We start from the raw sequence: 17,064 nt of genomic DNA on the forward strand, positions 1-17,064 counted from the left end.
CCGGTGATGTCAGCATTCGGGACGGCGGACCCGGGTTCCCGACCACGATCCGGGACGGCGGACCCGGGTGCCCGGCCGCATCGGCCACCCGGGACGCGGTCGTCCGGTCGCTCCGGCTACAGCGCGCCCAGCTCGGTGACCAGGTCGTCCAGGCCCAGCGAGCCCTGGGACAGCGCCGCCATGTGCCAGCCCTTGAGGTCGAACTCCTCGCCGCGCGCCTCGGCCGCCGCCCGGGCCGCGGCCCGTCCGCGCAGCCAGGCCCGCTCGCCCAGCTTGTAGCCGATCGCCTGGCCGGGCAGGCCGAGGTAGCGCACCAGCTCGCTGTCCAGGAAGTCCGCAGACAGGCCGCAGTAGGCGCCGAAGAAGGCGCGGGCCCGCTCGGGCGTCATCGCCTCGCCGGGGGCGAACGGCGAGTCGGCCGGGAAGTCCAGCTCGGCGTGCATGCCGATGTCGACGATCACCCGCAGCGCCCGCATCATCTGGGCGTTCAGGTAGCCGAGGCGGTGGCCCGGGTCGGTGAGGTAGCCGAGCTCGTCCATCAGGCGCTCGGCGTACAGCGCCCAGCCCTCCATGTTGGCGCTGACCCCGCCCAGGGTGACCTGGTAGGTGGAGAGCCGGTCGGCGACGTACGTCCACTGGGCCAGCTGCAGGTGGTGGCCCGGGACGCCCTCGTGGTACCAGGTGGAGACCAGGTCCCACTCCGGGAACGCCTCCCGGCCCAGGGTCGGCAGCCAGGTCCGGCCGGGGCGGGAGAAGTCCAGCGAGGGCTGGGTGTAGTACGGGGCGGCGGCGCTGCCGGGCGGGGCGATCCGCGACTCGACCTTGAGCAGCGGCTCGGCCAGGTCGAAGTGGGTGCCCTGGAGGTCGTTGATCGCCCGGTCCATCAGGCCCTGCAGGTACTCCTGCACCTCCTGCTCGCCGCGGATCGCCGGGCCGTCGGTCTCCAGCCACTTCATCGCCTGCATCGGGGTCGCGCCCGGTCGGACCTTCTCCGCCTCGGCCCGCATCTGGGCGTCCAGGTCGTGGAACTGCTCCCAGGCCCAGCGGTACGCCTCGTCCAGGTCGAGTTCGGCGCCCGTCCAGTACCGCACCCAGCGGGCGTAGCGCTCGCGGCCGACCGCGTCGGGGGTGCCCTTCGCGGCGGGGGCGTACGCGTCGCGCATCCAGTCGCGCAGGTCGGCGAGCGCGGCGGTGGCCTCGACCGCGGTGGCGGTCAGCCGCTCGCGCAGGTGCTCGGGGGCGGGGGCGACCAGTTCGCCGAACCAGCCGCCGGGGGTCTCGCCGTCGATCCACTCGCCGAACTGGCCGACCACCGTCTCCACCTGGCGCGGCGCCGAGAGCAGGCCGCGCCGGACGCCCTCCTCCAGGCTCTGCCGGTACTGGGCCATCGCCAGCGGGAAGCGGGCCAGCCGACGGCCCAGGCGCTGCCAGTCCTCGTCGGTCTCGGTGGGCAGCAGGGTGAACATCTCGCGGGTGTTGTGCACCGGCGAGCCCAGGTTGCGGACGCTGCGGTAGCCCTCGCCCGCGTCGTGCACGGCCAGTTCGGCGGTCAGCCGCTCGCGCAGCAGCCGGGCGCAGCGGCGCTCGGCCTCGTCCTCGACCGGGCCGGACGCCTCCAGTTCGTCCAGGGCGGCGAGGGTGCGGCGGGCCAGCTCGGCGGTGGCTTCGATGCCCTCGGACGACAGGTCGGGGAGCCGGTCGTCCTCCGGGTTGAGGCCGAGGTACACCGCGGTCAGCGGGTCGGCCTCGGCGAGCGCGTGGACGTAGGAGTCGGCGAGGCGGCGCGGGGTGGGGCCGCTCGGGTGAGGGTCGTTCAGTTCATGAGCCATCCGGCCATCCTGTCGCAGCCGCAGGCGAATTCAACCCCTGTCCGCTGTCGAAGTGGTCACCCCTTCGCGGGGACGAGTCGGCGGACGCTGCGCCACGGGTCCCAGGTCGGCCGGCCCCGGGTCATCGGGCGGAACGCCAGGCCGATCAGCACCGAGCAGAAGTGCCCGAGGTCGGTGAACGTGTGCGAGGTCAGCAGCGGCACCAGGTAGAACCCGACCAGCCCGCAGCCGTACACCCAGCGCCACGCCCCGGCCAGCCGGTACGTCAGCACGCCCTCCACCCCGGCCAGCGCGTACGACACGCCGACGTCCACCGTGGTCGACAGGTTCTGCGGCAGCACGTGGCGGTGGACGCCCCAGGCGACCACGCCCTCGCTGACGAAGGTGGCCAGCACGTGCGCGGTCAGCGCGACCGTCAGCCAGCGGCGGGTGCCGAGCCAGCGCTCGGCGGGCACGTGGAAGAGGTGGAACACCACGAAGTAGAAGAGGAAGTTCGCCTGCTCGGTCCAGATCAGGCTGGCCAGCAGGGCGTGCACCGGGTGCGAGGAGAGCTGGTCGAGGTTGGTGGAACGCTTCTGCAGGAAGTAGTCCAGCGCCGCCGGGTCCATCCGCGCCACCACGAAGCTGGTGATCGCCAGCAGCAGCAGCCACACGTACGTCCCCGGGGACTTGCCGACCCACCGCGCCACCGCCCGCACCCACCGCACCGGCCGCTCCTCGCCGCGACTCACCCGACACCTGCCCACAGTCTGCGACCCCGGAGCGGGCCCCGCCCGGCGGGAACCCGCCGGTGGCGGCCGTGCGGAGGGGGTCCGGCGGCACCGCCCGAGGTCTACCCTGGCACGCATGGCAGCGACCCCCTCCCCCGTCGGGGACCCCGTCGAGCGACCCGTCGACGACCCCACCGCCGCGGAGCGCCCACGCCGCGCCGCCTACCGCCGACTGCCCGTCCAGCAACGGCGCGAGCAGCTCATCGCCGTCGCCCTCGAACTCTTCGCCGCCCGCCCGCCGGAGGAGGTCTCCCTCGACGACGTCGCGGAGGCCGCGGGCGCCTCCCGGCCGCTCGTCTACCGCTACTTCGCCGGCGGCAAGCAGCAGTTGTACGAGGCGGCGCTGCGCAGCGCCGCCTCCGAACTCACCGCCCGCTTCGCCGTCGAGCCCACCGACGGCACCCCCACCCAGCAGCTCGGCGCCGTCCTGCACCGCTACTTCGACTTCGTCGGCGAGCACGCCGCGGGCTACGGCGCGCTGCTGCGCGGCGGCTCCGTCGTGGAGACCGCCCGCACCTCGGCCATCGTCGACGACGTGCGCCGCGCGGCGCTCCGGCGCACCCTGCGCCACCTCGGCGTGCGGGAGGCCAGACCGCGGCTCACCCTGCTGGTGCGCTCGTGGATCTCGGTGGTCGAGGCCTCCGCGATCAGCTGGCTCGACGAGGGGCGGCAGATCCCGGCCGACTCGCTGTGCGCCTGGCTGGTCGACCAGTTCGTGGTGATGGCCGCGGCCACCGCCGTCCGCGACGAACAGACCGCGGAGGTGCTGCACGGGTGGCTGGAGCTGGAGACGGCGGAGAGTCCGGCGGGGGTGCTCATCGCGCGGCTGCGCGACCTGGGGCTGTGAGGAGGGCCCCTCAGGGGCCCGCCGTTCTCAGGCTTGGCCGAGGGTGGTCTCCTGGCGGCCGAGGCCGGTGACTTCGAGGGCGAGCTTGTCGCCCGCGCGGAGGAAGGGGGTGCCGGGGCGGCCGAGGGTGACGCCGGCGGGGGTGCCGGTGATGACGACGTCGCCGGGGTCCAGGCGCATGAAGTGGGTGAGGTAGCGGACGGTCTCGTGGACCGGGAAGATCATGTCGGCGGTGGAGCCGTTCTGGCGGAGTTCGCCGTTGACCCAGAGGCGGAGGTCGAGGGCCTGCGGGTCGCCGAGTTCGTCGGGGGTGACCAGCCAGGGGCCGAGCGGGGTGAAGGTCTCGGCGGACTTGCCCTTGTCCCACTGGCCGCCGCGGTCGAACTGGAAGGCGCGCTCGGTGACGTCGTTGACGGCGGCGTAGCCCGCGATGATCGCGGCGGCGTCGGCCGGGGTGTCGAGGTAGCGGCCGGTGCGGCCGATGACGACGGCGAGTTCGACCTCGTAGTCGGTCTTCTCGCTGCCGCGCGGGACGAGCACCTGGTCGTGCGGGCCGACCAGGGTGTTGGTGGGCTTGAGGAAGACCACCGGCTCGGTCGGGATCGCGGCGCCCGCCTCGGCCGCGTGGTCGCGGTAGTTGAGGCCGATGCCGACGATCTTGCCGGGTCGGGCGACCGGCGGGCCGACGCGTTCGCCGGTGAGGTCGGTGACCGGGAGCGCGGCGGGGTCGAAGGTCACCGGGTCGAATCCGGCGAGGAAGGCGCCGTCCAGGTCGGGGGTGAGGGGGCGGAGGTCGCGGGCGGTGCCGTCGGGGGCGAGTACGACCGGTCGTTCTGCGCCCGCAGGGCCCACGCGGAGGAGCTTCACTGCCCGTCACCACCTGTTCGTCTCGGGGGCGGGCTCGACCCTGCCCCGGGACATTGAGGTATACCAGCGGCGCTCGTCTGCGGAACAGTGGTGTCCGTTCGGCGAAATCCTCCCAATCGAAAGGGGTCGGGCGGAAGCCGAATCAGCGGCCCGCACCCTTGACAGCCGTCGGGCCGCTCCACCGCCCCGCCCGGCCGCCGGTCAGGTCTCGCGCTGCGGCCGGTAGTCGGCCTCCTCGACGCCGAACGTCCAGGCGACACCGGCCCGGGCGGTGCGGGTGCCGGGCGGGACGCGCAGGTAGTAGGTGCGGTGGGTGCCGTCCGGTTCGGGGGTGGAGTTGACCACCTCGACCATCACCACCGGTTCGTCGTCCGGGAGTTGGATCCGCCACAGGACGCCGGTCTCGTCCCGGTGCAGCGGTTCGGCGCCGGACTCGGCGAGGTAGCGGTCGTAGCCGAAGTGCTCCAGCATGACGCGGCGCAGTTCGGCGTTCTCCTCGGCGCGGATGCGTTCGGGGGTGAGGCCGGTCAGCTGCTCGGGGAAGTCCGCGGGGACGGGCATGCCGCGCCAGGCGTGCAGCGCGAAGCCGTCGGCGTACGCGAGGGCGGGGCCGTCGGCGCGGTCGAGCCGGCCGGCCTCGTCGCGGTGCAGGGCGGTGGGGCGTTCGCTGAGCAGCACGACGCGCTCGTACGGCCACCACCAGCCGGTCTGGCGGGCGACGCCGGCCAGCGCGGCGAGGGCCGCGTCGCCGGTGCCCGCGGTGTCGAAGGCGGCGAGCCAGGCGGCGTCGTGCTGCCCGGCCACCGCGTCCAGCAGGGCGAGCCGGACCGCGGCGCGCTCCTCGGCGGCCCGCTGCCGGGCCGCCCGGTTCTCGGGCCTGCGGGCCTGCTGCCAGTCGGCGATCGGCTCGGGCTCGGGGGCGAAGTGGTCGAGCAGCGCGGCGCGGACGCGTTCGGCGGGCAGCGCGGCGGTGGCGGCGAGTTCGGCGCCGGTGGTGTGCCAGAGCTCGGCCCAGCCGGCCGGGCCGAGCGCGGCGAGGGCGGCGGTGCGGGCCCGCTCCCAGGCGGCGGTGCGCACCCGCTCGCGCACGCTCGCCCCGAACTCGCCCGGGTGGTGCAGGAGTTCGGCGAGGACGGCACGCGGCGAGGGGTACCAGCGGAACTCGGCGGGCTCGGCGAGCCCGGCGGCCCGGTAGACGTCCCGGACGGCCTGCTCGGCGGTGGCCCGGTCGGCGGGGCCGGTGGCGGCGGCGACGGCCCGCCAGTGGGCCACCGAGAGGTCGGCCGGACGGCCGGTCAACTGGCTGGTCATGGATTCTCCGTGTGCTGGGTCCGGGACGGGTGACGGCGGGTGGGCGGGCTCAGTCGGCGACCATGCGGACCGCGCCGGGCGCGTACTCGCGCTGGCGGACCACCCGGAACCAGCCGCTGGGCAGGGTGATCGCCGCGTGTTCCTCGTGGACGACCCTGCCGCCCTCCGGCAGGTGCAGCCAGGCGGGGGCGAACGGACCGCCCTCGCGGACGAGTTCGCCCGGGCCCAGCACCGCGTGGGCGTGCCCGGTCACCTCGCCGAGGGCCAGCACCAGCCGCCCCCGGGCGTCCCGCGGCCGGCGCGCCAGGTGCGCGACGGCGCCCGGGACGGCGCTCGGCGCGACCGGAACGATCAGTACGTCTCCCTGGCGGTACACGGGGCCTCCCGCGGTCCGGTCCGGCCCGCTGCCGGACTCCGTGCACCGCAAACTAGGCCGCACCACCGACAACCGCGCCCGCTCCGCGTCCTTCGTGCGGGTGAAGTCACGGGCGCCTGGTAGACAGGTCTTCGGCCCACCCCGAGCCGCGGCGACAGCGGCGGTACGACGAAGCAGCGAGGAGCAGCGCATGGTTATCAGGGACCACGCCGAGGAGTTCCACGGCCTCCCGGTCACCGACTTCCGCACCGCCCGGACGAAGGGCGAGCTCCCGGCGGCGGGCGCCACCGCCTGGCGGGTCGGCCTGGACTGGGAGGACGAGGACGAGGAGTTCCCCGCGCTGTGGCAGGCGTTCCTGGACGCCGTCGACCTGTCCGAGGTCACCGCGCTGGTGCTGGGCCGCTGGTTCCCGGAAGAGCCGGAGCCGCTGTCCCGGGCGCTGCCGCTGATCCTCGCCGCCGCCGACCGGTTGCCCGCGCTGCGCGCGCTGTTCCTGTGCGACGTCACCGGCGAGGAGTGCGAGATCTCCTGGATCCAGATGTGCGACATCACGCCGGTGTTCGAGACCTTCCCGCTGCTGGAGGAGCTGGTGGTGCGCGGCGCCAGCGAGGACTACGAGGACACCGAGCGGCTCGGCCTGAAGCCCGTCCGGCATGAGAGGCTGAAGGCGCTGCGCTTCGAGTCCGGCGGCCTGCCCGCCTCGATCGTCCGCGCGGTCGGGGCCAGCGACTTCCCGGCGCTGGAGAAGCTGGAGCTGTGGCTCGGCGTCGCCAACTACGGCGGCGACTGGACGGTGGAGGACCTCGCCCCGTTCCTGTCCGGCGCCAAGCTGCCCGCGCTGAAGCACCTGGGCCTGCAGGACTCCGAGATCCAGGACCGGATCGCCGCGCTGGTCGCCCAGGCCCCCGTGGTGCCCCGGCTGACCGGGCTGTCGCTGTCCATGGGCGCGCTCACCGACGAGGGCGCGGCGGCGCTGCTGGAGGGCCAGCCGCTCACCCACCTGAAGACCCTGGACCTGCACCACCACTACCTCACCGAGGCCATGCAGCAGCGGCTGCGCGACGCCCTGCCCGGCGTCCGGATCGACCTCTCCGACGCCGAGGACCCGGGCGACAACTGGCGCTACGTCGCCATCTCCGAGTAGGCGGGACGAGGGAATTGACGCACCACCAGCTGGTCGTCCTGGGCTGTCCGGGGCACCGCCGGGTCACCCTGTTCGCCGCCGCGGCCCGCGCCGCCGGCCGGCCGGAGCCCGCCGTGCTGCCCTGGTCGGACCTGCTCCGCGGGCGGTACGAGCTGCCGCCCGGCGCGGTGGTCCGGCTCGACTCCCCCGGTGAGGACCCGGAGGCCGACCGGCTGCTGCGCGGCCCCGTCCTCGGCCCGGGCTACGCCGCGACCCGGGTCGAGGGCGGCCCCGCCTGGTACGCGGGCGTCACCTCGGCCCTGCGCGAGCTGGCCGCCCGGCCCGGGGTGCGCCTGCTCGGCGACCCGGACGAGATCGCCACCATGTTCGACAAGCGGCGCACGCACGCCCTGCTGACCGCCGCCGGGGTGCCGGTGCCGGACGCCCTGCCGGGCGAACTGCCCTCCGGCTTCGAGGAGTTGCGGGAGCGGCTGGCGGACGCCGGACTGCGCCGGGTGTTCCTCAAGCCGGTGCACGGCTCCTCCGCGTCCGGCGTGGTGGCGCTGGAGTTCGGCCCGCACGGCCGCGTCCAGGCGACCACCTCGGTCGAGCTCGCCCCGGACGGGCTGCACAACTCGCTCGCCGTCCGCCGCTACCGCTCCGCGACCCAGGTCGCCGAACTCGTCGACCGCCTCGCCCCCGAGGGCCTGCACGTCGAGCGCTGGGTCCCCAAGTCCGGCCAGCACGGCCGCGCCGCGGACCTGCGGGTGCTGGTGGTAGGCGGGCGCGCCACCCACGCGGTGGTCCGCACCAGCCGCCACCCCATGACCAACCTCCACCTCGGCGGCGCCCGCGGCGAACTCGCCCTCGCCCGGGCCGCCGCGGGCGAGCACTGGCCCGAACTCCTCGCCACCGCGGAGGCCGCCGCGCGCTGCTTCCCGCACGCCCCGATGGTCGGCGTCGACCTCCTCCCGCACGCCCACTGGCGCCGCGCGCTGGTCGCCGAGGTCAACGCCTTCGGCGACCTCCTCCCGAACCTCCCCGGCCTCCCCGAGGGGCCGGCCCCGGGCCTGGACACCTACGCGGCGCAACTGGCTTCGCCCGCGTATGCACCCGAGGGCTCGGAAGGAGCGGCGGGACGCGAAATCAGGGGCTCGGGGAACGGCGAGCCCGGGTCTGCGCGAGGTTCACTGCCGGAGCGCGCATCGGCTTCGGGTCCTGTCACGGACACGCAGCAGCACGGACCCGCCGTTCCCGACATGAACGAGGTCGTCGGCTCGCACGACCTCCTCCTGGTCACCCTCGACACCCTCCGCTACGACGTCGCCGCCGAGCTGCTCGCGGCCGGGCGCCTGCCCAACCTCGCGAAGGTCCTCCCGCCCACCGGCTGGGAGCGGCGGCACTCGCCGGGGAGCTTCACGTACGCCGCGCACCAGGCGATCCTGGCCGGTTTCCTGCCGACGCCCGCCTCGCCGGACGGTCCGCACCCGCGGCTGTTCGCGGCGCGGTTCGCCGGTTCGGAGACCACCGAGGCGCGGACGTGGGTGTTCGACGCGCCCGACCTGCCGACGGCGCTGGCCCGGGCCGGGTACCGGACGGTGTGCATCGGCGGAGTGGGGTTCTTCAACAAGCAGGGGCCGCTGGGTTCCGTCCTGCCGGGCCTGTTCCAGGAGAGCCACTGGGCACCGGAGCTGGGGGTGCCGTCGCCGACCTCCTTCGAGTCGCAGGTGGCGGTGGCGGAGCGGGTCGCGGCCGGGCAGCCGCCCGACCGGCCGCTGTTCCTGTTCCTGAACGTCTCGGCGCTGCACCAGCCGAACTGGTTCCACCTGCCGGGCGCGACCCGGGAGGACGGGGACAGCCGGGAGACCCACGCCGCCGCGCTGGAGTACGTGGACGCGCACGTGGGGCGGCTGTTCGCGGCGATGAGCGCGCGGCGGCCGTGCTTCGCGATCGTCTGCTCCGACCACGGCACCGCGTACGGCGAGGACGGGTACACCGGCCACCGGATCGGCCACGAGGTGGTCTGGACCGTCCCGTACGCGCACTTCACCCTCCCCGCCACCCCGCAGGAGCCCCGATGAGCACCGCCACCGCCGAGTCCCCGTACCAGAGTTACGTCTACGCGTACCCGCACAAGACGGCCTACCGCCCGCTGCCGGGGCGGCCGGGGCTGGCCGAGCTGTGGCGGGGCGAGAAGCAGGACGCGCTCTCGCTCTACCTGCACGTGCCGTTCTGCGAGGTGCGGTGCGGGTTCTGCAACCTGTTCACCCGGATCGGCAGCCCGGAGGGGCTGACCACGGCGTACCTGGACGCGCTGGAGCGGCAGGCCCGGCAGGTGCGGGAGGCGCTGGCGCCGGGGGCGCGGTTCGCGCTGGCGGCCTTCGGCGGCGGGACGCCGACCTACCTGAGCGCGGCGGAGCTGGAGCGGCTGTGCGACATCGCCGAGGTGCGGATGGGGGCGGACCTGCGGGCGGTGCCGCTCTCGGTGGAGGCCTCGCCGGACACCGCGACGGCCGACCGGCTGCGGGTGCTGGCGGAGCGCGGGACGACCCGGCTGAGCCTGGGCGTGCAGTCCTTCCTGGACGGCGAGGCCCGGGCGGCGGTGCGCCCGCAGAAGCGGGCGGCGGTGGAGGCGGCGCTGGCGCGGGTGCGGGAGGCCGGGTTCCCGGTGCTGAACATCGACCTGATCTACGGCATCGACGGCCAGACGCCCGCCAGTTGGGTCGCGTCGCTGGACGCCGCCCTGGCCTGGCGGCCGGAGGAGCTGTACCTGTACCCGCTGTACGTCCGCCCGCTGACCGGCCTGGGCCGGCACGCCCCCGCCGGTCCGGCCCCGGAGTGGGACGCCCAGCGGCTGGCGCTGTACCGGGCGGGCCGCGACCACCTGCTGGCCGAGGGGTACGAGCAGGTGTCGATGCGGATGTTCCGCCGGGTCGGCGCGGCGAGCGCGGGCGCGGGCGAGTACGCCTGCCAGACCGACGGCATGGTGGGCCTCGGCTGCGGGGCCCGCTCGTACACCTCGCGGCTGCACTACTCCTTCGACTACGCGGTGGACGCCCGCGAGGTGCGGCGGATCATCGACGACTACGTGGCCGCGCCGGACTTCTCCCGGGCCGAGCTGGGCTGGGCGATGACGGACGAGGAGACCCGCCGCCGCCACCTGGTGCAGTCGCTGCTGCAGGGCGAGGGCGTCGACCTGGCGGCCTACCGGGAGCGCTTCGGCAGCACCCCGGAGCTGGACTTCCCGGCCGAGCTGGCCGAGTTCGCCGCCCGCGGCTGGCTGGCGGCGGACGACCCGGCCCGGCTGCTGCTGAGCCCGGAGGGCCTGGCCTGGTCGGACGCGGTGGGGCCGCGGCTGTTCTCGTCGGCGGTGCGCGCCGCCATGGCGGAGTACGAAGCCAAATGACCGAGCCGACCGAGCTGACCGTCCTGTACCGGGGCCCGCTGTCCTCCTGCGACTACGACTGCCCGTACTGCCCGTTCGCCAAGCGGCGCGACACCCCCGAGCTGCTGCGGGCCGACCGGGCGGCGCTGGAGCGGTTCACGGCCTGGGCGGCGGCGTACGGGCACGGGCGGCTGTCGGTGCTGTTCACGCCGTGGGGCGAGGGGCTGGTGCGCAGTTGGTACCGGCGGGCGATGGTGGAGCTGAGCCGGTTGCCGCACCTGGGGCGGGTGGCGATCCAGACCAACGCGAGCTGCCGGACCGGCTGGCTGGCGGAGGCGGACCTGTCGAAGCTGGCGCTGTGGGTGACGTACCACCCGGGGCAGGTGACCGAGCAGCGCTTCCTCGCCAAGTGCGCCGAACTCGCCGCGCTGGGCGTGCGGTTCAGCGTGGGCGTGGTCGGGCAGCCGGAGCACCTGGCGGCGGCCCGGCGGCTGCGGGCGGCGCTGCCGGAGGGGGTGTACCTGTGGGTGAACGCGGCCGAGGGGCTGACGTACACCGACGCCGAGGCGGCGCGGTGGACGGAGCTGGACCCGCTGTTCGGCTACAGCCGCCACCCGCACCGCAGCGCGGGGCTGCCGTGCCGGACGGGCGAGAGCGTGGTGTCGGTGGACGGGGAGGGGACGGTGCGCCGCTGCCACTTCGTCCGGCCGCCGCTGGGCAACCTGTACGACGACTCGTACCGGGATCAACTGCGGCCTCGGGCATGCCCGTTGGGGTCGTGCGACTGCCACATCGGCTACGTGCACCTGGAGTCGCTGCCGCTGTACGACGTGTTCGCGGGCGGCGTGCTGGAGCGCATCCCGCACGGCTGGTGAGGGATGCGCTCCAACGACCTCGGGGTGGGCGTCAGCTATTGGTCCTGGGCAGGCCGGGCGGGTTGATCTCGGAGGTCTGCACGGCCTCGTTGTCCAGGCCCCAGCGCTTGAGCACCTGGCCGTAACTGCCGTTCTTGATGGCCTCGTTGATGGCCGCGTTGAGCGCCTTGACCAGGCCGTTGTCCTTCTTGGTGGTGGCGGCGATCTTGCCGAGCACGGTGTCGCCCGCGCCGGAGTAGGTGCCGATCACCTCGGTCTCGCCGGTCTGCGCGGCGTGGAAGGCGGTGCCCGGGTTGGGGCCGAGCCAGGCGTCGATCCGGCCGGAGCCCAGGGCCAGGTAGTAGTCGGAGGAGTTCTGGTAGTACTTCACGTCGACCGGCTTGAGGCCGTTCTTGACGTCCTGCTCGCTCCAGGCCAGCAGCAGCTTCTCCTGGTTGGTGCCGGAGGAGACGCCGATGGTGTGCCCGGCGACGTCGGCCGGGCCCTTGACCTTCCAGCTGCCGCCCTTCTTGGCCTCGAAGCCGAGGATGTCGAGCCGGTAGGTGGCGAAGTCGTACTTCTCCTTGCGGGCCTCGGTGACGGTGACGTTGGTGACGGCGACGTCGTACTTGCCGCTGTCCAGGCCGACGAAGACGTTCTCCCAGGAGACCGGGTTGATCTCGACCTTGAGGCCGAGCACGTCGCCGATCAGGTACGCCAGGTCGGGTTCGGTGCCGATGACGGTCTTGTCGTCGGTGGCGTAGAAGCCCAGCGGCGGGATGGTGCCGACGTTGGCCGCGACCTGGAGGGTGCCTCTTCGGCGGATCTCGTCGGGGACGAGCGCGGCGATCGCGTCGACCTTGGGGGTGCTGACCCGGTTCTGGTCCGGCGTCAGGTTGATCTTCACGCCGTTGGGCGCGGTGCCCTCCTTCTTGGCGCCGAGGTCGGCGGCGGCGTTGTCCGAGGAGCCGCAGGAGGAGAGCAGCAGGGCGGCGACGAGGGCGGCGGCGGCCGGGACGAAGGTGCGGCGGTACACGGACATGGGAGCTACTCCTTTGACGGGGAGGGGAATTCAGAGGACCTTGGCGAGGAAGGCGCGGGTGCGTTCGTGCTGCGGGGCGTCCAGCACCTGGGCGGGCGGGCCCTGTTCGACGACCACGCCGCCGTCCATGAAGACCACCGTGTCGGCGACCTCGCGGGCGAAGCCGATCTCGTGGGTGACCACGATCATGGTGGTGCCGGTGCGGGCCAGGTCCTTGATCACGTCGAGCACCTCGCCGACCAGTTCGGGGTCGAGCGCGGAGGTCGGCTCGTCGAACAGCAGCACCTTGGGCTCCAGGGCGAGCGCCCGGGCGATGGCGACGCGCTGCTGCTGGCCGCCGGAGAGCCGGCGCGGGTACTCGGCGGCCTTGTCGGCCAGGCCGACCCGCTCCAGCAGCTCCAGCGCCCGGGCCCGGGCCTGCTCCTTGGGCACGCCGAGGGCTCCGACCGGGGCCTCGACCAGGTTCTCCAGCACGGTCAGGTGCGGGAACAGGTTGAAGTTCTGGAACACGAAGCCGAGCCGGGTGCGCTGCTTGAGCACCTCGCGCTCGGGCAGTTCGCGCAGCTTGTCGCCGACCCGCCGGTAGCCGATCAGCTCGCCGTCCACCCGGACGTACCCCTGGTCGAGCTTCTCCAGGTGGTTGACCGCCCGCAGCAGGGTGGACTTGCCGGAGCCGGACGGGCCGAGCACCACCGTGACGGTGCCGGGGCGGACGTCGAGGTCGATGCCGCGCAGCACCTCCAGCCGTCCGAACCGCTTGTGCACGCCGCGCACTTCGACCATGGCCGTGGCGCCGTCGCCGCTCATGCCCGCTTCTCCTTGATCTCGGTGACGGCGGCGCGCAGCCGCTGCCAGGGGGTGGGCGGCGCGTGGCGTTCGCTGCCGCGCGCGAAGTAGCGCTCGACGTAGTACTGGACGAGCGAGAGGGCGGTGGTCAGCAGCACGTACCAGACGGTGGCCACCATCAGCAGCGGCACCACCCGGCCGGTGCGGCCGTAGATCACCTGGACCTGGTAGAAGAGCTCGCCGATCGCCATCACGTAGACGATCGAGGTGCCCTTGAACAGCGAGATCACCTCGTTGGCGGCGTTCGGCAGGATGCCGCGCATGGCCTGCGGCAGCACGATCCGCCAGGCCTGCCGGAACCTCGGGATGCCGAGCGCGGCGGCGGCCTCGAGCTGCCCGGCGTCGACCGCGAGCACCCCGCCGCGGATGATCTCGGCGGCGTACGCGGCCTGGTGCAGGGCGAGGCCGAGGACGGCCGCGCCGAGGGCGCCGAGCAGGTCCATGGTGCCGAAGGAGGCGAAGGTCGGACCGAACGGGACGCCGATCCCGATCCGCTTGTACAGGTAGGCCAGGTTGAACCAGAACACCAGTTGCACGATCAGCGGGATCGAGCGGAACGCCCACACGTACGTCCAGGCGATGGTGCGCAGGATCGGGCTGCCGGACAGCCGCAGGGCGGCGATCACCGCGCCCAGCGCGAAGCCCAGCACGGTGCCGTAGGCGGTGAGTTGGAGGGTGACGCCGACCGCGCGCAGGATGCTGTCGGAGAAGACGAAGGCGCGGAAGGTCGGCCAGTCCCAGCCGGGGTTGACGGCCAGCCCGTGCAGGAACTGGGCGGCCAGCACCAGCGCGGCCAGGCCGGCCACCAGCCGCCACGGCCTGCGGTGCGGGACGATCCTCAACTCCTGGGCGGAGTCTGCCGGTTGTCTGAGCGGGAGGGCTTGTTCGGGGGTGAGGGCGGTCATCGGGGGCTCCCGGGGGTGGGGTCAGGAGTGCTCGGGCGGGTTGATCTTCGATTCGGTGATCGCCGAGTCGGCGGTGCCCCACTTGGCGAGGATCTTCCGGTAGGTGCCGTCCTTGATCAGCTGGTTGACGGCGGCCTGGAAGGCCGGGGTGAGCGGCGAGCCCTTCTTGAACGCGAAGCCGACGTCGAGCAGGTGGTACTCGCCGAGGAAGCGGGTCTTGGCGCCGGGCTGGGCGGCCTGGTAGCGCAGGCCGTTGATGGTGGACATCACCACGTCCAGGCGGCCCTGCTGCAGGCCGGTGAAGACGGCACCGTTGTCGGAGAACACCTTGACCTCGTACGGCTTCTTGCCGGCCTGCGCGCAGACGTCCTTCTTGGCGTTCAGGGTGGCCTCGAAGGTGGTGCCCGCGCCGGTGCCGATGGTCAGGCCGCACAGCTGGACCAGGTCGGTGACGGTGTTCAGCGCGGTGTTGTCCGCGCGCACCGCGAAGCCCTGGCCGTCGTCGACGTAGGTGACGAAGTCGATGGTCTTCAGCCGGGCCTCGGTGACGCCGAAGTTGCCGGTGCCGACGTCGTACTTGCCGCTGCCGAGCGCGGGCAGGATGGTCTCGAACGCGGCGTCCTCGCGCTGCACCTGCACCCCGAGCACCTTGGCGACGGCGTTGACCAGGTCGACGTCCAGCCCGGTGATCTCCTTCTTGCCCTCCGGGTAGTACGCCCCGGGCGGGAAGCCGACCGCGCCGCCGAGCTTGACCGTGCCCGCGGCCCGGACCTCGGCGGGCAGCAGCGCCGCGGCCGCCTCGTTCTTCTGCACGCCCGACAGGACGTCCTGGTCGGGCTGGATGCCGACCGGCGCGGCCTTCGGGGCGGCCGCCGGGTCGGAGCCGCAGCCCGCCAGCGCCAGGGCGGCGACGGCGGCCAGGGCGACGGCGGGGAGGTGGCGCTTCATCGGATCGGTGCCTTTCCGGCCGCCGCGGCGGCCAGGTCCTGCGGGTGGGACGGACGGGGGTGGAGCAGGTCCTTCTCGAACGGCAGCGGGTCGCCGTCCGGTGCGGGCTCGACGCGGACGTCGAACAGCGGGGTGTACCCGGCCGCCAGGTAGAGGCCCTTGGCCTCGGGCTGGAGCGGGCCGGTGGTGAGGAAGATCCGGCGGTAGCCGGCCTCCCGGGCGGCGGTCTCCAGTTCGGCCAGCACCCGGCGGCCCAGGCCCCGGCGGCGGTGCCCGGCGGCGGTCCACATCCGCTTCACCTCGGCGGTGTGCGGGTCCTCGTGGCGGCGGTAGGCGCCGCCCGCCACCGGCTCGCCGCCCTGCAGCAGCAGGAGCAGCAGGCCGTGCGGCGGGGCGAACTCCTCGGCGCCGTAGCGGGCCATCTCCCGGTGGCCGCCGGGGCCGTAGCGGGTGACGTACTCGTGGGTGAGCTCGCGGATCAGCGGTTGGGTGAGCGGGTCGCCGAGGACGGCCCGCTCGACGGTCAGCGCGCTCATGCCGCGTCGGCCCCGGCCCGGGCGGCCTCCACCCCGGCGGCCCCGGCCCGGGCGGCCTTGGCGGCGTCGCGCTTGGCGACCTCCTCGCGGACGATCGGGATGACGTACCGGCCGAAGTCGATGGCGTCGCCGACGTGGTCGTAGCCGCGGGCGGAGAGGATGTCCACGCCGAGGTCGTAGTAGTCGAGCAGCGCCTGGGCGACCGTCTCGGGCGTGCCGACCAGGGCGTTGGAGTTGCCCGCGCCGCCGGTCGCGGCGGCGGTCGGGGTCCACAGCGCGCGGTCGTAGCGCTCGCCCGCCTCGGCGATCTCCACCAGCCGCTGCGAGCCCGCGTTCTCCGGCCCGGCGCCGTTCGCGAGCCGGCGGCGCACCAGGTCGTCGCCCTCCCGGCGGGCCTTGATCGCGGCGACCGTGCGGTGCGCCTTCTCCCAGGCGAGTTCCTCGGTGGGCGCGATGATCGGCCGGAAGGCGACCTGGATCCGCGGGGTGTCGGTGCGCCCGGCGGCCCGGGCGGCGGCCTTGACCAGCTCGATCTGCTCGGCGGTGCGGGCCAGCGGCTCGCCCCACAGCGCGTAGATGTCCGCCTCGGCGCCGCCCGCGGCGAACGCGGCAGGCGAGGAGCCGCCGAAGGAGACGTTCGGGCGCGGCTGCTGGACCGGGAAGACGTCCGAGACGAAGTCGTTGAAGCGGTAGAACTCGCCCTCGTGGTCGAAGGGTTCGCGGCTGGTCCAGGCCTTCTTGACGATGCCGATGTACTCGCGGGTGCGGTCGTAGCGGCGGTCCTTGGGCAGGAAGTCGCCCTCGCGCTGCTGCTCGTGGTCGTTGCCGCCGGTGATGAAGTGCACGGTGAGCCGGCCGTCGCTGATCCGGTCCAGGGTGGCGAAGGTCTTGGCGGCGAAGGTCGGGTACGAGACGTTGGGCCGGTGCGCGAGCAGGATCTGCAGCCGGTCGAGCTTGGCGGCGAGGTACGCGGCGGAGGCGGCGGGTTCGGGCGATCCGGCGCCGTAGGCGAACAGCACCCGGTCCCAGCCGTGGTCCTCGTGGGCGCGGGCCAGGCGCAGCGTGTAGTCGCGGTCGAAGGCGTGGGTGGTGCGGGCGGTGGTCTCCGAACCGTCGCCGGTGGCGGCGATTCCGAGGAACTCGACGGGCATGGTGGAGCCTCTTCCGGTGGGGCGGGCCGCGTCCGGGCATGCCGGGGGACGCCCCGGCGGGCGGTGCGGACGGCTGCGGACGGCGGCGACGGGTGGGGGAGGACGGGTGCGGGCGCGTGACGGGACGCCGGCTCAGGAGCGAGCGGGGGAATGCTGGGGGGAGGCGGCAGCGTGCACCTGTTGGTCCGTCCGGACGGACGGCTTCCCGGCCCGCGACAGGGGCGACCGAGGGAGGACTCCCGGAGGGAGGAAGGGCCGGATCAGGCGGCCCGCT

The 17,064-nt window shown here is 74.0% G+C and carries 16 protein-coding genes and 1 pseudogene; 6 read left to right on the top strand and 11 right to left on the bottom strand.

The features are described from left to right. Positions 1-116: 116 nt before the first annotated feature. Positions 117-1,829 (bottom strand): DUF885 domain-containing protein, encoded by a 1,713-nt coding sequence (locus ACFY00_RS07540; protein WP_388028258.1) that lies wholly within the window; start codon positions 1,827-1,829, stop codon positions 117-119. A gap of 56 nt (positions 1,830-1,885) precedes the next feature. After that, on the bottom strand, positions 1,886-2,560 hold the full coding sequence (locus ACFY00_RS07545; protein ID WP_388028260.1) for a rhomboid-like protein: 675 nt from the start codon (positions 2,558-2,560) through the stop codon (positions 1,886-1,888). A gap of 115 nt (positions 2,561-2,675) precedes the next feature. Between ACFY00_RS07545 and ACFY00_RS07550 the strand changes: the two genes are divergently transcribed. Beyond that, on the top strand, positions 2,676-3,446 hold the full coding sequence (locus ACFY00_RS07550) for a TetR/AcrR family transcriptional regulator (protein WP_388028261.1): 771 nt from the start codon (positions 2,676-2,678) through the stop codon (positions 3,444-3,446). Between the two features lie 27 nt (positions 3,447-3,473). Here ACFY00_RS07550 and ACFY00_RS07555 read toward each other — a convergent pair whose 3' ends face one another. The 3 genes from ACFY00_RS07555 to ACFY00_RS07565 all read right to left on the bottom strand — a co-directional run bounded on the left by ACFY00_RS07555 (position 3,474) and on the right by ACFY00_RS07565 (position 6,000). Continuing rightward, a complete protein-coding gene (locus tag ACFY00_RS07555) occupies positions 3,474-4,313 on the bottom strand; it encodes a fumarylacetoacetate hydrolase family protein (RefSeq protein WP_388028263.1) in 840 nt (279 codons plus the stop codon). Positions 4,314-4,514: 201 nt separating this feature from the next. Then, positions 4,515-5,624: a DUF6745 domain-containing protein gene (locus tag ACFY00_RS07560; RefSeq protein ID WP_388028265.1), complete on the bottom strand. Its 1,110-nt coding sequence runs from the start codon at positions 5,622-5,624 to the stop codon at positions 4,515-4,517. 49 nt (positions 5,625-5,673) lie between these two features. Beyond that, a complete protein-coding gene (locus ACFY00_RS07565; protein WP_388028267.1) occupies positions 5,674-6,000 on the bottom strand; it encodes a hypothetical protein in 327 nt (108 codons plus the stop codon). A gap of 190 nt (positions 6,001-6,190) precedes the next feature. On the opposite strand from ACFY00_RS07565, the gene ACFY00_RS07570 reads away from it, so the two are divergent. The 5 genes and pseudogenes from ACFY00_RS07570 (at position 6,191) to ACFY00_RS07590 (ending at position 11,383) form a co-directional block, all read left to right on the top strand. Further along, positions 6,191-7,144 (top strand): STM4015 family protein, encoded by a 954-nt coding sequence (locus ACFY00_RS07570; RefSeq protein WP_388028269.1) that lies wholly within the window; start codon positions 6,191-6,193, stop codon positions 7,142-7,144. Between the two features lie 14 nt (positions 7,145-7,158). Further along, positions 7,159-8,160: pseudogene (locus ACFY00_RS07575) on the top strand (STM4014 family protein); the annotation flags it as partial. 222 nt (positions 8,161-8,382) lie between these two features. Next, positions 8,383-9,204, top strand: coding sequence for an STM4013/SEN3800 family hydrolase (locus ACFY00_RS07580; RefSeq protein WP_388028603.1), 822 nt, complete (start codon positions 8,383-8,385; stop codon positions 9,202-9,204). Next, the gene (locus ACFY00_RS07585; RefSeq protein WP_388028270.1) at positions 9,201-10,529 is read left to right on the top strand and encodes an STM4012 family radical SAM protein; all 1,329 of its coding nucleotides are present in this window, start codon (positions 9,201-9,203) and stop codon (positions 10,527-10,529) included. Before ACFY00_RS07580 ends, ACFY00_RS07585 begins: the two co-directional genes overlap by 4 nt. Then, positions 10,526-11,383 carry an STM4011 family radical SAM protein gene (locus tag ACFY00_RS07590; RefSeq protein WP_388028271.1) on the top strand — a complete coding sequence of 286 codons (858 nt, stop codon included), beginning with the start codon at positions 10,526-10,528 and terminating at the stop codon, positions 11,381-11,383. Before ACFY00_RS07585 ends, ACFY00_RS07590 begins: the two co-directional genes overlap by 4 nt. 31 nt (positions 11,384-11,414) lie before the next feature. Here ACFY00_RS07590 and ACFY00_RS07595 read toward each other — a convergent pair whose 3' ends face one another. From ACFY00_RS07595 to ACFY00_RS07620, 6 genes are read right to left on the bottom strand one after another with little or no spacing between them, the layout of a single operon-like run. Then, positions 11,415-12,404: an ABC transporter substrate-binding protein gene (locus ACFY00_RS07595; RefSeq protein ID WP_388028272.1), complete on the bottom strand. Its 990-nt coding sequence runs from the start codon at positions 12,402-12,404 to the stop codon at positions 11,415-11,417. Between the two features lie 30 nt (positions 12,405-12,434). Beyond that, the gene (locus tag ACFY00_RS07600) at positions 12,435-13,211 is read right to left on the bottom strand and encodes an amino acid ABC transporter ATP-binding protein (RefSeq protein ID WP_388028276.1); all 777 of its coding nucleotides are present in this window, start codon (positions 13,209-13,211) and stop codon (positions 12,435-12,437) included. Further along, the gene (locus tag ACFY00_RS07605; protein ID WP_388028279.1) at positions 13,208-14,155 is read right to left on the bottom strand and encodes an amino acid ABC transporter permease; all 948 of its coding nucleotides are present in this window, start codon (positions 14,153-14,155) and stop codon (positions 13,208-13,210) included. The genes ACFY00_RS07600 and ACFY00_RS07605 overlap by 4 nt, the downstream gene beginning before the upstream one ends. A gap of 21 nt (positions 14,156-14,176) precedes the next feature. Then, complete coding sequence (locus ACFY00_RS07610; RefSeq protein ID WP_388028281.1) at positions 14,177-15,103, bottom strand: ABC transporter substrate-binding protein; 927 nt, start codon at positions 15,101-15,103, stop codon at positions 14,177-14,179. Further along, the gene (locus tag ACFY00_RS07615) at positions 15,100-15,639 is read right to left on the bottom strand and encodes a GNAT family N-acetyltransferase (protein WP_388028283.1); all 540 of its coding nucleotides are present in this window, start codon (positions 15,637-15,639) and stop codon (positions 15,100-15,102) included. The genes ACFY00_RS07610 and ACFY00_RS07615 overlap by 4 nt, the downstream gene beginning before the upstream one ends. Continuing rightward, on the bottom strand, positions 15,636-16,790 hold the full coding sequence (locus ACFY00_RS07620) for an LLM class flavin-dependent oxidoreductase (protein ID WP_388028285.1): 1,155 nt from the start codon (positions 16,788-16,790) through the stop codon (positions 15,636-15,638). Before ACFY00_RS07620 ends, ACFY00_RS07615 begins: the two co-directional genes overlap by 4 nt. Between the last annotated feature and the right edge of the window lie 274 nt (positions 16,791-17,064).

Origin of the sequence: Kitasatospora sp. NPDC001540 (assembly GCF_042894345.1) — a bacterium.
Taxonomy (GTDB): Bacteria; Actinomycetota; Actinomycetes; order Streptomycetales; family Streptomycetaceae; genus Kitasatospora; species Kitasatospora phosalacinea_C.